At 38.9% G+C, this 15,722-nt stretch carries 14 protein-coding genes; 10 read left to right on the top strand and 4 right to left on the bottom strand.

The features are described 5' to 3' along the window. Positions 1 to 817: 817 nt before the first annotated feature. Entirely contained in the window at positions 818 to 1,468 is a 651-nt protein-coding gene (locus BM130_RS08930) for a metal-dependent transcriptional regulator (RefSeq protein WP_029626749.1), read from the bottom strand. A 118-nt stretch (positions 1,469 to 1,586) separates the two neighbouring features. Here BM130_RS08930 and BM130_RS08925 point away from each other — a divergent pair, with 118 nt between their 5' ends. From BM130_RS08925 to BM130_RS08910, 4 genes are all read left to right on the top strand, one after another. Continuing rightward, positions 1,587 to 2,612 (top strand): metal-dependent transcriptional regulator, encoded by a 1,026-nt coding sequence (locus BM130_RS08925; RefSeq protein ID WP_010528848.1) that lies wholly within the window; start codon positions 1,587 to 1,589, stop codon positions 2,610 to 2,612. 55 nt (positions 2,613 to 2,667) lie between these two features. Next, positions 2,668 to 4,887: a ferrous iron transport protein B gene (gene feoB / locus BM130_RS08920; protein ID WP_010528849.1), complete on the top strand. Its 2,220-nt coding sequence runs from the start codon at positions 2,668 to 2,670 to the stop codon at positions 4,885 to 4,887. A 127-nt stretch (positions 4,888 to 5,014) separates the two neighbouring features. After that, entirely contained in the window at positions 5,015 to 5,371 is a 357-nt protein-coding gene (locus tag BM130_RS08915; RefSeq protein WP_010528850.1) for a carboxypeptidase-like regulatory domain-containing protein, read from the top strand. Then, entirely contained in the window at positions 5,352 to 6,734 is a 1,383-nt protein-coding gene (locus tag BM130_RS08910) for a TonB-dependent receptor plug domain-containing protein (protein ID WP_010528851.1), read from the top strand. The genes BM130_RS08915 and BM130_RS08910 overlap by 20 nt, the downstream gene beginning before the upstream one ends. 170 nt (positions 6,735 to 6,904) lie before the next feature. On the opposite strand, the gene BM130_RS15670 is transcribed toward BM130_RS08910, so the two are convergent. Together BM130_RS15670 and BM130_RS15665 are read right to left on the bottom strand one after the other, a co-directional pair. Next, a complete protein-coding gene (locus BM130_RS15670) occupies positions 6,905 to 7,564 on the bottom strand; it encodes an OmpP1/FadL family transporter (protein ID WP_254771984.1) in 660 nt (219 codons plus the stop codon). Further along, positions 7,536 to 8,132, bottom strand: a complete 597-nt coding sequence (locus BM130_RS15665; RefSeq protein ID WP_254771983.1) for an OmpP1/FadL family transporter — start codon at positions 8,130 to 8,132, stop codon at positions 7,536 to 7,538. The genes BM130_RS15670 and BM130_RS15665 overlap by 29 nt, the downstream gene beginning before the upstream one ends. 626 nt (positions 8,133 to 8,758) lie before the next feature. Here BM130_RS15665 and BM130_RS08900 point away from each other — a divergent pair. The 6 genes from BM130_RS08900 to BM130_RS08875 all read left to right on the top strand — a co-directional run bounded on the left by BM130_RS08900 (position 8,759) and on the right by BM130_RS08875 (position 14,870). Continuing rightward, positions 8,759 to 10,291 carry a DUF4301 family protein gene (locus BM130_RS08900; RefSeq protein WP_010528852.1) on the top strand — a complete coding sequence of 511 codons (1,533 nt, stop codon included), beginning with the start codon at positions 8,759 to 8,761 and terminating at the stop codon, positions 10,289 to 10,291. 377 nt (positions 10,292 to 10,668) lie between these two features. Next, positions 10,669 to 12,111 (top strand): tetratricopeptide repeat protein, encoded by a 1,443-nt coding sequence (locus tag BM130_RS08895; RefSeq protein ID WP_010528853.1) that lies wholly within the window; start codon positions 10,669 to 10,671, stop codon positions 12,109 to 12,111. Beyond that, positions 12,101 to 12,868: a phosphosulfolactate synthase gene (locus BM130_RS08890; RefSeq protein WP_010528854.1), complete on the top strand. Its 768-nt coding sequence runs from the start codon at positions 12,101 to 12,103 to the stop codon at positions 12,866 to 12,868. The genes BM130_RS08895 and BM130_RS08890 overlap by 11 nt, the downstream gene beginning before the upstream one ends. Continuing rightward, the gene (locus BM130_RS08885) at positions 12,858 to 13,763 is read left to right on the top strand and encodes a DUF368 domain-containing protein (RefSeq protein ID WP_010528855.1); all 906 of its coding nucleotides are present in this window, start codon (positions 12,858 to 12,860) and stop codon (positions 13,761 to 13,763) included. Before BM130_RS08890 ends, BM130_RS08885 begins: the two co-directional genes overlap by 11 nt. 4 nt (positions 13,764 to 13,767) lie before the next feature. Further along, complete coding sequence (locus BM130_RS08880; RefSeq protein ID WP_010528856.1) at positions 13,768 to 14,514, top strand: shikimate dehydrogenase family protein; 747 nt, start codon at positions 13,768 to 13,770, stop codon at positions 14,512 to 14,514. After that, entirely contained in the window at positions 14,511 to 14,870 is a 360-nt protein-coding gene (locus tag BM130_RS08875; protein WP_010528857.1) for a translation initiation factor, read from the top strand. Before BM130_RS08880 ends, BM130_RS08875 begins: the two co-directional genes overlap by 4 nt. A 57-nt stretch (positions 14,871 to 14,927) precedes the next feature. Here BM130_RS08875 and BM130_RS08870 read toward each other — a convergent pair whose 3' ends face one another. Beyond that, entirely contained in the window at positions 14,928 to 15,434 is a 507-nt protein-coding gene (locus tag BM130_RS08870) for a ferritin (protein WP_010528858.1), read from the bottom strand. Positions 15,435 to 15,722 lie beyond the last annotated feature (288 nt).

Here is a 15,722-nt window from a genome sequence, read left to right as displayed (position 1 = left end):
TAATTTTACAGATTCAATTTCGGACGTCAATTTTCGACCTGTAATTTTACAGATTCAATTTCGGACGTCAATTTTCGACCTGTAATTTTACAGATTCAATTTCGGACGTCAATTTTCGGCCTATAATTTTACAGATTCAATTCCGGACGTCAATTTTCGGCCTATAATTTTACAGATTCAATTCCGGCCGTCAATTTTCGACCTATAATTTTACAGATTCAATTTCGGACGTCAATTTTCGGCCTGTAATTTTACAGATTCAATTTCGGACGTCGATTTTCGGCCTGTAATTTTACAGATTCGATTTCGGCCGTCAATTTTCGGCCTGTAATTTTACAGATTCGATTTCGGCCGTCAATTTTCGGCCTGTAATTTTACAGATTCATTTTCGGCCGTCGATTTTCGGCCTGTAATTTTACAGATTCAATTTCGGCCGTCGATTTTCGTCCTGAAAAATTTTAGATTCGATTTCGGCCGTTGATTTTCGATCTAAAAAATTTTAGATTCAATTTCGGCCGCTGATTTTCGACCTAAAAAATTTTAGATTCGATTCCAGCCGCCAATTTCCTTTAATTTGAAAACCCATCTCTATACCCTCTTTGCGTCTCTTCGTCTCCGCGTTTTGTCCCCTGTTAAAAATCTTACTATTTTAATCAACAACATTTTAATGAGCCTGATTGCAAACAGGAATTTGGATAAGAAGAAATTTGCATGCTAATGGTGGAGAAAATATCCTTTTTCAACTCTCTCAATAAACTTTTTTTTAATATTTTATTTACAGTTCATTTTTTAATAAATGCCCCAAAATTCTTTTCTGTCAACAGACTTCAACCAACAACCTCACACACACATCATTTGAAAGCACCACCTCTGAAAAATCGTCGTAAGAAACTGTCATACTCTTATCAAATGGCTCTATATGCAAAATTTTAATAATGGTTCCAAGTTTAAGCTCTTTTTGATTCAGAAACTTAAGTAAAGGGGCATCGCTTTTATGTATTGCACACAAACGAACGGTTTGACCGCTTTCCATATCGGCCAGCTTGGCATAACACGTTGAAGACATATTCCCGTTTTTATCGGGAATAGGCGAACCATGAGGGTCGGTTTCCGGAAAGCCTAAAGCCTCATCCATTTTATCGAATAGTTTTTCGGAAGGAATATGTTCAATTTCTTCGGCAATATCATGGACTTCTTCCCAGCTAAAGCCGAGCTGCTCGACCAAATACATTTCAGCAATACGATGTTTTCGCAAAATACGCCCGGCTGCCTTCTTTCCTTTGGGCGTCAACTCTAAGGGCTTGTACTTTCTGTATTTGACAAGCCCCATATCATCAAGCCGTTTAACCATGCTATTTGCCGTAGGGATACTTACACCCATCTTTTCACTCAGGAGAGACAGTGAGATACTTTTTCCCTCCTGAACTATCATATACATCGCCTTAAGATAATTCTCCTTTGTCTTCAAAGATGCTCTTTTTTGATTGCCACAAATATATAAAATTTCCTAAAACTATTTGTTAGATCTTTCTAACTTTATATATTTGCTTAATCTAATCATTCAAGCTACAATAATCTTAATATCGATGGAAACAACATTTCAAATAATTGTCGTTATATCGATTTTAACAGGGCTAATACTCTTTATTTTATGGATATTTTGGCCAAGAAAAGGGATTCTTGCCCGAAGGGCAGTTATTAAAATTAACAATGAAAGGATTCTCCTTGAAGACGCATTAAAATTTCTGTACGACTGTGAATATAAGAAGGTACCTTGCAAAAAGAAAGATATTGCCCGTAATCTAAATATTACAGAACGAGGCTGCAATAAATTATTGGGAAGACTTACCAAAATGGGTCTTATTTCTGACAGGGAAGGGACCTATCAACTAACAGAAGCCGGGAAATCTTACTCCCTCCGCATTATCCGTGTTCACCGTATTTGGGAAACCTATCTGGCCAACGAAACGGGTGTTGGCCAGACCGAGTGGCACCCCAGAGCCGACCATTGGGAACATTTCATCTCGGAAAAAGAAGCCAACCTTCTTGCAGCCGATATGGGTAATCCGGCCTTTGACCCTCACGGAGACCCTATCCCGACAGCACAAGGTGATTTGCCTGACTTTCAGGGTCGACCCCTTAATACATTACAAAAGGGCGATCATGCCATTATCACACACCTGGAAGATGAGCCTGAATACATCTATAAACAATTGGTAGCTATCGGCCTATATCCGGGAATGAAAATCTATATTCTGGATGTGGAGAAAGAAAAAATTTCTTTTGCTGCCGATGGGGAAGAATGTGTCCTAACCCCGTTATTTGCCTCCTCAGTGACTGTCCGAACCCTATCAGAGGAACCAAATCCATCCACACAAAACTTCCAAAAACTCACCGACCTTAATCTGGGTGAAACAGCACGTATCGCAGGAATATCACCTAATTGCAGAGGACAGGAGCGACGCCGGCTAATGGATTTGGGAATTGTCCGCGGAACTCCCGTTACTGCTTTACTGAAAAGTGCTTCAGGAGACCCAATTGGTTATCGTATTATGGATACAACCATTGGCATAAGAAAAAGCCAGGCAGAAAATATTTATATACAAAAATAACCTGGGTTTTTCCGCGAATACCAATTATGTAAAACCCCAAATTAAGAATACAAGCATGATTACGTCAATAGCACAAGGATGTGAAAACTGTCCAATTCACCATAAAGAAAACCTTAAACAATTGGGAATTGACACCTCTGCTACCGATTATATTATTGCGTTGGCAGGAAATCCGAATACAGGAAAAAGCACAGTATTTAATAACCTTACCGGGCTCAGACAACATACCGGTAACTGGCCGGGCAAAACGGTAACACGTGCCGAAGGGGCATTTGCTTTTAACAATAAGCGTTACAAAGTGGTAGATTTACCCGGAACTTATTCATTACTGTCGACCAGTACCGATGAAGAAGTAGCTCGAGATTTCATTTTATTCGGCCGACCTGATGTGACGGTTATTGTAACCGATGCCACTCGCTTACAACGAAATCTGAACCTCACTTTACAAATATTAGAAATCACTGACCGCGCAGTGTTATGTGTTAATTTGATGGATGAAGCAGAGCGCAACCATATACAAATTAACTTAAGAGCCTTATCGCGCGAGTTGGGCATTCCGGTTGTCGGGACTGCAGCCCGCCGTAACCGTGGCATGCAGGAACTCATGACCGCCATAGAACAGGTTGCAACAGGCAGTTACTTATGCAAACCTTACAAACCGCGTAAGCGCCCCGCCAAAATTCGACATGCCATTCAGGAAATTGGTCAACAATTGCAAAATATTTTTCCCGATATACCCAATAGCGATTGGGTAGCGCTTCGATTGCTGGAGGGCGACCAAAGCATTATTGATGCTGTAAAGTCAGGACAACTGGGTTTCCTGAGTAACACTTCTATGGCCGATAAAGAAAAGGAATCGATTCCTGACAACAAACAACGGGAAGCCTTACTCTCAAAGGTCAACACCATACGATGGAAGTTGGGAATGGACTTCCATGACTCTGTCATAGAAGGTATTTACAACGATGCGGCTGAGATAGCCGGAAAAGTTGTTACCACTGATGAGAATAAACCGGCATATAGTTTAGACATAAAAATAGACAAAATAGTTACAAGCCGTTGGTTGGGTTTTCCCATTATGCTTCTGCTTTTAGCTTTAGTATTTTGGATTACCGTCTCGGGCGCCAATTATCCATCAGGGCTGTTGGCATCACTGCTTCTGGACACCCTTCATCCCATACTTAAAGATTGGGGAACTACCATAGGCTTACCGTGGTGGTTAAATGGTGTACTAATTGACGGGGCCTATTTATCTATGGCGTGGGTGGTTTCCGTAATGTTGCCACCAATGGCTATTTTCTTTCCCCTTTTTACCCTTTTGGAGGACCTGGGTTATTTGCCGCGTGTGGCATTTAATATGGATAGCCTGTTTCGCAAGGCCGGTGCTCACGGTAAGCAAGCCCTGTCGATGAGCATGGGCTTCGGATGTAATGCCGCCGGAGTTATTGCCACGCGTGTTATCGACAGTCCACGTGAACGACTCATTGCCATCATAACCAACAATTTTTCATTATGTAATGGACGATGGCCAACGCAAATACTAATAGCCACCATATTTATTGGGGGAGCCGTACCGGCCCATCTGGCGGGTTTAGTATCAGCTGCTGCAGTAGTTGGCATTGCACTATTGGGAATATTCCTCAGTTTAGTAGTATCCTGGGGTTTGAGCCGTACAGTATTGCGTGGTGAGGCTTCCGCATTTAGTCTGGAACTTCCACCCTACCGCCCCCCAAGGATATGGCAAATACTATATACTTCATTAATTGACCGTACAATCTTTGTTTTATGGCGAGCAGTAGTTTTTGCCGTCCCGGCAGGTATTGTAATATGGCTGGTAGCCAATGTAAAAGTTGATGGCATTAGCATAGCAGAACACTTTATCCATTGGGCAGACCCCATCGCCCTCTTATTTGGCCTCAACGGAATTATTTTTCTTGCCTATATCATTGCAATACCGGCCAATGAAATAGTTATCCCTACTATTTTGATGTTAACAGTTCTGACCCAAAATATGACAGGTGTGGGTGCCGGAGCCGGCGTTATGTTCGAACTGGATTCCATCCGGGATACTGCCAGTTTGCTGCATGCAGGGGGGTGGACACTATTAACAGCCGTAAACCTAATGTTGTTCAGCCTATTACACAACCCATGCTCTACTACCATATATACCATCTACAAAGAAACAGGAAGTGTGAGGTGGACATTGGTATCGACCTTTCTTCCCATAGCCATGGGACTTCTGGTATGCCTCTTAACAACATTAATTTGGGGTTAAATTACCTGTAAAAAATAATCTATAGAATTTAAGGGAAAACCCACATACAATAGGGTTAATAGGTTTCGGAAGAAACCTAAATAAGGAATTATTCGCTTTTTCAATTATAAACTTAAACTTAATCCTTATGGCCAGAAAATTACTATTAACACCGATTATCATTTTATCCGGATTTTTTACAAATGCTCAACAAGCACCGGAATTTTCGGATGAAGAAAAAAAGAAAAAAACCGATGCCAATATCATAGGCGATGTACAATGCAACGGCGAACATGTCCCCTTTATAAACATAACGGTTGAAGGGACTACTATCGGTACCATGACCGATGCCACCGGTCACTACCGTTTGGTAAACCTTCCTGAAGGGGAGCTAATGCTTCGGGTTAGCGGATTAGGCTACAAAAGCCAGACAAAGAAAGTAAACACGTTACCGCATACAAGAGTTTCGCCGTGGCGGAAACAAGTTGGATTACCTTCCACATGAGGCAGATATTGCCGAACAGTTGGAACATCTTATTTCCGACGTAAACCTTTCTTACGACCTTTTCACCAATGGAAAATATGATAAACTCACCCTCTATGCTTCTGCTCAGCATGTGGACAGAGATTCTTATTATGGTGCAGAACAAGACCCCAATGCTTACGGACATACAAAAAATTTAACTTATTCGGCAGGTGGCTATTATTCCTTTAATATGAACCGTCTTCTCTTCAACAACTCGACAACATTGATAGGCTTCGATAATACTAAGGATTATTTAAAAGACACCAAACTTGGGGCAAATGGTCGCAGCAATACCTTATTAACCAGGCAGTCGGTTAATACCCTGGGTACTTTTTTGCAACAAAATTGGAAATCCAATAAAGTAAACCTGGGAATTGGAATGCGTTATGACAACGACCTGGAAAGTGATATTGGTGATATCAATAACGGAGTTTGGATTCCCAGAATTAACATCTTATACAAATTCACCAAGGACTTTAGATTTCGCATAGGATATGCCCGCGGATACCGTGCCCCCCAGGTATTTAACGAAGATTTGCATATCGAGTTGGTAAATGCCAACCGTGTTGAAACTTTCAACTCTGATAACTTAAAGCAAGAAACATCAGATTCATTTACCGCATCTATCAATTCAGTTTTTAACATTGAACATTCCTACCATGATCTACTGATTGAAGGCTTCTACACCCGACTCAATGACCCGTTTGCCAATACCTATTTCCCATTGGGTGACCAGGGCAACTTTGCCTATTTGAGAGTAAATGCCGAAGATGGTGCATATGTATCGGGGGTAAACATGGAATGGAAATCTTTTTTATCCAATAAACTGGAAACTCAGTTAGGATTTACAATACAAACCAGTCGTTATGAGTCTCCCCAACCGTGGGGTGAAGAAGATAATAGTACATCGAAGAAGTTTATGCGAACTCCCGATAAATATGGCTACGCAACCTTTATTTGGAGGCCATCCCATCACTTTAATGCTTCCTTATCATTAAATTACACCGGTTCAATGTTAGTACCTCATTTCGGGTTAAATCCCGATGATTTTGACAACCCGGAAGAGGCACAAAAAGTTGAGGAGGCTATAAACCGGGGCGATATCATTTCCGGAGAGCAATTAGAAGAATCCTCAGCTTTCATTGTTGCAGATTTGTTGGTTTCTTATGATATTCATTTAACAAATGAAACCGAATTACAATTCTTCCTTGGAATGAAGAATATTTTCAACCAATTACAGGACGATTATGACAAAGGCATTTACAGAGATGCAGGCTATATCTACGGACCATCACAACCCCGAACCATTAATTTCGGAATTAAATTTGGAAATGTATTTTAAGAATTTTGACCGCTAAGTTAGTGTACAAAGAAGGTGTCTAAATGCGTTGTTGTCTTTTTATGGATAAATTAAATACAATTCAATTAAGGTTTATGAAGCTGGCATATTTAAAAATTACAGAAAAAACAAGAATTACAGACACCTTCTTTTTTTATTTAATAACCACCCCTTTAGAATGACCAACTCAGTCCCACACCGGGAATCCAGGCTGATGATTCATATCTTCCATAAAATTCCAAAGGGGCATAGCCATCATCGCGCGTCTCACCTGAAACGTGAAGTAGCGATGCATCTAATGAAAGATGGTTATTCAAAGCCCATGAAAAACCGCCGGAAATACCTATTTTGTTTGTACCGGGTGTTTCCGGGGTTAAATAATCTTTAGGAATAGGTGTTTCATCATAATAAATACCTGCTCTTAATTTAAGCGATGCCAATAACCCATATTCTGCACCGAACCGATAAATCATGGTATTTTCAAAATTTCGTGGGTTGTATGAATCTTCAAGAACGGCTGTATTTTCTTTAAAATCAAAAACGAGCTCGTTATATTCTGACCACCGCACATGTTGTAAATCAAAAGCCAATAAAAGTTTATCCGATACTTTCAAACCCACACCCAAAGTAAGATTGGCCGGCATAGGTAATTCGGCCGTGAAGGTATTATTGGGCGGAAAATAACTTGACAAAGTCTCGGGAACATTAAAAGTCGCATATCCCCCATCCACTTTCATTAATATTTTGGAACGATAATTAATCCCTGCCGTAAGTCGCTGACCTATTTTAAAAAATGCCCCTAAATTATACCCCCCAGGCTGTTGCATCACCATTTAAATTTACGCTTCCGTCATCAAGCGGAACTAAAGGAATGGCTTGATCTAAATCCACACTCCCAAAAGCTATTACAGGTCCACCACCAATGCTAATGTGTGGCGTAATTGCATATGAGACCGTAGGCTGAACAAAAATAGCCTGCAATGAAATATTTTGAATCAAATACCGACCGGCCCAGTCATCTTCCCAATCCAAAGTATTTCCATAGGGTGAATTAACCCCTAAACCAACCACCAAACGTTTATTAAGTCGCATCGCACCATAAAAACTAAACGGTGTTCCAACTGGATTGTCACTTTCTGCTTTGTAATAGACAGGTTCATTTTGCACAAAAGAATTGTTTGAAAAAACCCCGCTGATACCACCGGAAAGAAAAAAGTTGCCTTCCAAAAAAGCTAAAGCGCCGGGATTAAAATGAATGGAAGATGGCCCCAAAAGAAGCCCCGTACCGGTGTGCCCCATACCGGTTTGTTTCTGACCTTGTAAGTTGACCTGGTAGCCTTCGGCCAGAGCCAATTGAATAAAAAATAAATTGGCTAAAAAGATTAATAAAAAATGCCTCATAAATAGAAAATTAATGGAATTAAAAAATTTTGAAACTAATGTGGCAGAGATAAATGGGACTTCCTTTTACCTTCCAGGGAAATAATGTTTAATTAAAGGGTCGAAATCATTAAACCAAAACGGTCGAAAACATATTTATCTTTCACACAAATTTTTATGCGACAAAAGATAGACATTCAAATATGAAAAGTCAATTTATTTTTTCTTTTTGTTCGAAAAAATATTATTGCATTTCTAATTTATCCCCCACTAGAAAAAATAAAAACAATCTTCTTAATCCCGTGTTTTCTTTTTGTAATTCGGCTGAAAATCTATTTATAAGACATCCATTGAATTTACTGTTAATAGCCAACTAAGGATATCCCATTATAAATTTTAGGACATGCGAGTTCTGTGAGCCTAATGAATATCGTTTTTTTATATAATGATACAGGAAAGTATATTAGCAATTGTAACAATCGAATTGATTTTTATTATCAAAGTTAATTACTTTAAGCTAACAACTTAAATAAGTTAACAACCCTGACCAATCATCAGGACAGAAGGTGAGTTGTTTGTGTCTTGAGCGATCAGTTTTGTGCACTAAGTAAATTTTCCTTATTTTCCGAAACCAAAAACCATTATCTATGTTAAAAAATTCGGATTTAGAACAGTTAAAAGAAAAAGGTATTTCACCGGAATCCATTAACAAGCAAATAAAACGCTTTAAAAATGGTTTTCCAACAATTAAGGCTACTCGCCCCGCTACTTTGAACGATGGAATTATAGCTTTCCCAACTGCAGATATAAACCATTATAAAAGCATATATCACGGGGAGGTGCAGAAACAGTTAATGCCTATGAAATTTGTTCCTGCCTCCGGCGCCGCCACCCGAATGTTTAAAGACCTGTTTCAGTTTCTTGATTCCGATCAAAATGCTGAAGATTTGTCCGCTGATCATCCGGTACGGCGCTTTTTAGTTGAATTGCCAAGATTTGCTTTTTTTTCTGAAGTTGAAAAATATACCAAAAACTTTAACCTTAACGACACTGCTGAAAGAATCTCTCATGCAAAAGAAATAATTCATAAAATCCTAACCCGCGAGGGGCTGGGATACGGTTTCCTGCCCAAGGGATTAATACCATTCCACCGATACCCCAAGGACTTACATACACCTCTGGCAGAACATCTCTATGAGGCTGCCGCATACGCCATAGACCTCAACGGAATAGCAAGAGTTCATTTTACCATAAGCCCTGAACATTATGACTTTTTCAAAAAGCAACTAGAAAATGACCGGTTAAAAGTTGAAAATGAAACCCAAACCAAATTCGAAGTTACATTTAGTTTTCAAAAACCTTATACCGACACCATTGCCGTTACGCTCAACAATGAGCCTTTCAGAGATGAAAACGGCCATTTGGTTTTTCGTCCAGGAGGCCATGGATCGCTTATCGAAAACCTTAATGATTGTAATGCAGATATATTATTCATAAAAAATATTGATAACGTAGTTCCAACTTATAGTCTTGATTTAATAATAACCTATAAACAGGCTTTGGCCGGTTTGGCCTTGAAAATCCGGAACAATGTTTTTGCTTTTTTGAATCAATTAGATACTAATGTAAATGATAACCTTATTGATAAGGTTAGAAAATTCATCGCAGAAAATTTTCACACGGATATTCCTGAACCGGTAAAATCCCAATCAGTAGAAGCACAAGCGGCCTATCTTCATCAATTTTTAAATCGTCCCATTCGGGTCTGTGGCATGGTAAAAAATGTGGGTGACCCCGGTGGCGGCCCCTTTTGGGTCGAAGACAATAATGGCCAACAATCCCTTCAAATTGTTGAAGGTTCTCAATTTGATCTGAATGACCCTCATCAAAAAAAACTGTTCAATAACGGGACCCATTTCAACCCGGTTGATTTGGTATGTATTCCCAAAAATTACAAAGGAGAAAAATTTGATCTGACCCAATACATCGACCCGGAAACAGGGTTTATTTCTCAAAAGTCAGTCTACGGAAAAACCATTAAAGCGCTTGAACGACCAGGCCTTTGGAATGGTGCCATGGCTCATTGGCTAACTCTTTTTGTGGAAGTGCCTGTCGAAACCTTTAACCCGGTAAAAACCGTTAACGATTTACTCAAACCTGTTCACCAAACAAAACAATAATAAAATAACTTAGGTTCCTTGCCCTTTTTGATATGGCACTTCAAGTCTATACCGGGTTTATTTATTCGCATAAAGCTTACTTAACTAATTGGTCGAATGGAACTTAAAGTTAGTGATTAGTGATTAGTGGTTAGTGGTTAGTCATAAGTAAATCAACACTAATGATTATTGACTAACCACTAATGACTTCTTCTTCCTGGGCACTTCTTCCTTTAAATTACATGTTCTTGTTGTGACACACTTAAGTGTTCGAGCTCATTTCATCCTTACTTATAATCTGTTAATCAACTAAATGCCATAACAACACATCAAATAATTTATGAAGTCTTGGCTTTCCGCAAAGAATGCGTACTTTTGCATGAATAAATTCAGTGCTTATGCTAGAATCATGGTCAGCGCATTTTAACGAAATAAAAGAAGCCATAGAACGCTTCGAAAAAATGGAATATAACAAACAGGAATATTTTTTTGATGTTCATAGTATTGAAAGTATTTTTGATTATTACATGGACCAATTCGAGCTTGCCAAGGCAGAACGAATTATCCAACTAGGCCTTCGACAACATCCCGGCTCCACTTCCCTGAAAATAAAAGAAGCCATCATTTTCATCGAAAAAGAGCAATTATCCAAAGCGGCTGCTATCCTTGAGCACGTAATGAGTATTGAAAAATCAAACCCCGAAGTATATTTAAATCTTGGATACATTTATTTCAGAGAAGGAGACAGAGATAAAGCCATACAAACTCTTGAGCTTGGTCTAAAATATGCCGGTGACGAAAACGATATTTTATTAGACACGGTTCTTTATCTTAACCAATTTCAAGAATATAGTACCACCATCCGACTACTTTCGGCCCGATATCCAAAAATTAAAAATGATGAAAACCTACTCTTCGAATTAGCTTATGCTTTAGACAAAATTGGGGATAACCATAAAGCTCATGATATATATGAAGAAGTTCTGGATTTGAATCCCTACTCCGAAAATGCATGGTATAATTTAGGAATATCACTGGTAAAATTAGACAATTTAGAAGAAGCTGTTGATGCCTTTGATTTTTGCCTGACAATCAATCCAGACCATGCACAGGCTCATTTTAACAAAGGTAATAGTTTGGCTCAACAAAACAGATATCTGGAAGCGCTGGATTGTTATCTAAATTGCATATCTTACGATTTAGAGCAATCCAAATGTCTTCAATATATTGCCGATTGCTGGCATAAATTGGGAAACAGTTCAAAAGCCATACAGTTTTTCGAATTGGCCATCAAATCCGATATCATCGATTTTGATACATGGGAAAGTTATGCCCGGTTTTACCTTGAACTTCAAAAACCAAAAAAATGCCGGCAAATTATCAAACAAGCTTTGGAAGAAAAAGACTTAATGACAAACGAAGAACAAGGTACTTTTTATCATTTGACGGCTCAGTCATATGTTCTGGATGAAAAATGGAAACTTTCCAAAGACTATTTCGTTAAAGCCACTCGATGTAATTCCAAAGAATTTCGTCACCCTGCATCGTTATTCAAATTGGAAAAAGCCCTTAACCCTGAATACAACATTGAACTTTTTGTATACGATTACACCTCAAAACTCATAGAAGCTCCCTCTTTTCAGTATATGTTAGCTGCTTATCATTTGCTTATTACAGAAAACCTAAAAAAAAGCTTTTATCATCTGAAAGAGGCTATATCCAATGCTCCGGGCTTTATTGACGAATTAACCGACCTGTTTCCGGAGATTCTTGACATTGCAAAGAACAATAATCAACTAAGCAATTTAATTGAACTCAATAATAGGAATTATGAACTTTGAATTACCAAATTTACCACAACGTCCTGAAAAACCTCGTCAATATGGGTTAACCATGATGATGGATAAGGGGATGAGTGTAAGAGAAGCAGAAAACTTTGTAGAAGGTAATGCTCCTTATACCGACTTGGTGAAACTGGGATTCGGAACCAGTCTGTTGGTACCAAGCCTTGAAGCAAAACTAAATATTTATCGTGAAGCAGGTGTGCATGCCTACTTTGGCGGTACGCTGTTCGAAGCCTTTATTATTAGGGGCTTATTCGATGAATTCCGGCGCTATCTGGATCGTTATGGGATGGAATATGTGGAGGTTAGTGATGGCACCATATCCATTCCTCACGAAGATAAATTAAAATACATCGAAGAATTGTCAAAAGAGTATATTGTTGTGAGTGAAGTTGGGTCTAAAGTTGCCAATAAGGTTATTCCTAATACGCAATGGATTTCAATGATGAAAACCGAACTGGAGGCAGGAGCATGGAAGGTTATTGCTGAGGCTAGAGAAAGTGGAACTACCGGAATATATAATAAGGACGGTTCGGCCAATTTACAACTCATCGAAGACATCCGAACGCATCTGGATGCTTCCAATATCCTTTGGGAAGCACCTCAGAAACCACAGCAAGTATGGTTCATTAAACATTTTGGGCATAATGTGAATTTGGGGAATATTGCCCCTAGTGAAGTTATTCCTCTCGAAACATTGCGGTTAGGTCTTAGAGGTGATACCCTTTTAGATTTTTTACCAGATGCTGAATAAATTAATTTCACTATTCCTGAAAGGGGTGGCCATGGGGACGGCGAATGTCATTCCCGGCGTTTCAGGAGGTACTGTAGCTTTAATAACCGGCGTTTTTGTTCGTTTAATTAATGCCATTAAATCTTTCGACGCAACCGCTATAAAGTTATTGGGTCAGGGAAAATTTAAAACTTTTGCCCAACATACCGATTTAGTATTTTTAAGTACACTATTTGCCGGAATAATAACAGCCATAGTATCGTTGGCACATTTATTAGAATATCTTTTTGCCAATTATCCCACATACGTGTGGTCTTACTTTTTTGGTTTGGTTCTGGCATCGGTCTATTTCGTTGGGAGAACCGTCAACAAATGGCATTCGGGCGCAATAATTTCTTTTATAATAGGTGCCGGAATTGCCATATCTATATCAGTCCTTACCCCGGCATCGGAAAATAGTTCGTTTTTTTACCTTATACTATGTGGTATCGTTGCCATGTGCAGCATGATATTGCCGGGCTTAAGCGGCTCTTTTGTACTCATTTTAATGGGCAATTATCAATTGGTAATGATTGATGCCATCAATCATTTTGATCTAAATATTCTTTTGCCCGTAGCTATTGGAGCGGTGGTTGGCTTATTACTCTTCAGCCGGTTTCTGTCGTGGTTGCTTAAGCGTTTCCCTGACTCGGCTATAGCTCTGCTTTCGGGGTTTATTCTGGGATCATTGGGCATTCTTTGGCCCTGGAAAGAAGAAATAACACAACAGTTTGGTGATAAAACCAAAGTAATTGCATACCAATGGTTACTCCCGGAAGTAAATGCTCAATTGTTTTTTGCTCTGCTTTTTATTATTTTAGGCATTTTAAGCATTGCAGCCACAGAAATTTGGGCCGGCAAAAAAGAAAAAAAATGATCATATGCAAACTTTTGGTTTAATAGGATACCCATTGGGGCATTCATTTTCGCAAAGTTATTTTACCGAAAAGTTCAAAAAAGAAAATATTGATGCCAGGTATTTAAATTTCCCCATACCTGAAATTAATGAACTGCCGGATTTATTAAAAAAACATCCCTACCTGGCAGGATTAAATGTTACTATACCTTATAAACAGCAAGTTATTGATTATTTGGATGAGCTTGATCCCCAGGCAAAAGACATCGGTGCAGTTAATGTAATTAAAATAACGTGGAAGAATAAAGTTCCATATTTGAAAGGGTATAATAGTGATGTTATCGGTTTTTCGCGTTCCATAACTCCATTATTAAAACCATTGCACACCAAAGCGCTTATATTGGGTACGGGTGGTGCTTCCAAAGCCGTGGCTTATGCTTTGAAACAGCTAGGGTTACTCTTTCGATTTGTATCCCGGAATCCGCAACACCCTTCACATGTATCCTATCAGGCGCTTACCCCTGAAATCATTAAAGAATACAAAGTAATAATTAACACTACACCATTGGGAATGGCGCCCAATACAGACGTAGCGCCCCCAATACCCTACGAAGGCATAACACAGGAGCACCTGGCTTTTGACTTGATTTATAATCCGGAAACCACCCTTTTCCTGAATAAATGTGCCAATAAAGGCGCCGTTATTAAAAACGGACTTGAAATGTTACACCTTCAGGCAGAAGCTGCCTGGGAAATTTTTAATCAGGCATGAGTAAAAAGAAGCGCAAATCAACCTCCGGAGGGATTGTTTTTAGTACAAATCCCGATTTTAATCCCGACGATTATATTGAAAATGATAACGAACCAGAAACCCTATCGTCTGAAAAACAAAATTTAAGGATTTCTCTTGACCGCAAAAACCGGAAAGGAAAATCAGTCACTTTAATTACCGGCTTCGTTGGAAACGATAGCGATTTACAAGAGTTGGGAAAAAAGTTAAAAGGAATTTGCGGCGCGGGTGGTTCCGTCAAAAATGGTGAAATTCTTGTGCAAGGTGATTTCAGGGATAGAATTCTTGATTTCCTTCTCAAAGAGGGTTATACTAAAACAAAAAAATCGGGAGGTTAAATAAAAGCCGGGGTAGAGCGTTCATCCCCCGGCACCAGAACTATCTATTACATATTTTTATTCAGCGCTATCGTTCTGACTACGCATACCCATAATATCACGATCAAATAGATACAAATTATTTTGATCCCCAAGTAAGTTCAGTTTATCAAGGATATTTGAAACAGATGCTTCTTCTTCTATCTGCTCGGTAACAAACCATTGCAGCCAATTATGGGTTGTAAAATCCTTTTCTTCCAGACAAACACCCACAATATCATTAATGGAAGCCGTTACCATCTGTTCATGCTCATACACCATTTCAAACATCTCTTTAACACTCTTGAAATCGGCTGGAGGTTGGTCTATGGAACTAATAATGGCTTTACCTCCACGTTCATTCACATATTTCACAATTTTAAGCATATGCATGCGTTCCTCATCAGATTGGGCGTACATCCAGTCGGCAATTCCTGCAAAGCCATTACACTCGGCCCAACTGGCCATCGACAGGTATAAACTGGATGAATAACCTTCTTTTTCAATCTGCTCTACTAGCTTTTTTTCTACATTCTTATTCAGCATAATTTTCCTTGTTTTATTTGTTTTTCTGCATTAAAGATAAGGCATTAATTTTCTTCTTTCTTCCTGCTTTTTAGCCTTGAATATAATTTATAATAAATCTTAATAAACACAGCCATTGCTTAAAAATCATTCTCATTCATTACCAATAAGTCAGATGTATTTTCCTCTTAATACCCCTATAAACCCCGAATTCCCCACCCAAAAATTACTCTAACAAAGAAAGTCTTGAGTCCCCATAATTTGAACCCAAATCCTTCAACTTTGTTAACATTACGACAAGATTATTTA

It is taken from the genome of Thermophagus xiamenensis (genome assembly GCF_900112795.1).
Taxonomy (GTDB): domain Bacteria; phylum Bacteroidota; class Bacteroidia; order Bacteroidales; family Marinilabiliaceae; genus Thermophagus; species Thermophagus xiamenensis.
Note: the sequence above shows the minus strand (reverse complement) of the source record. Positions and strands in the feature narration are given on the sequence as shown.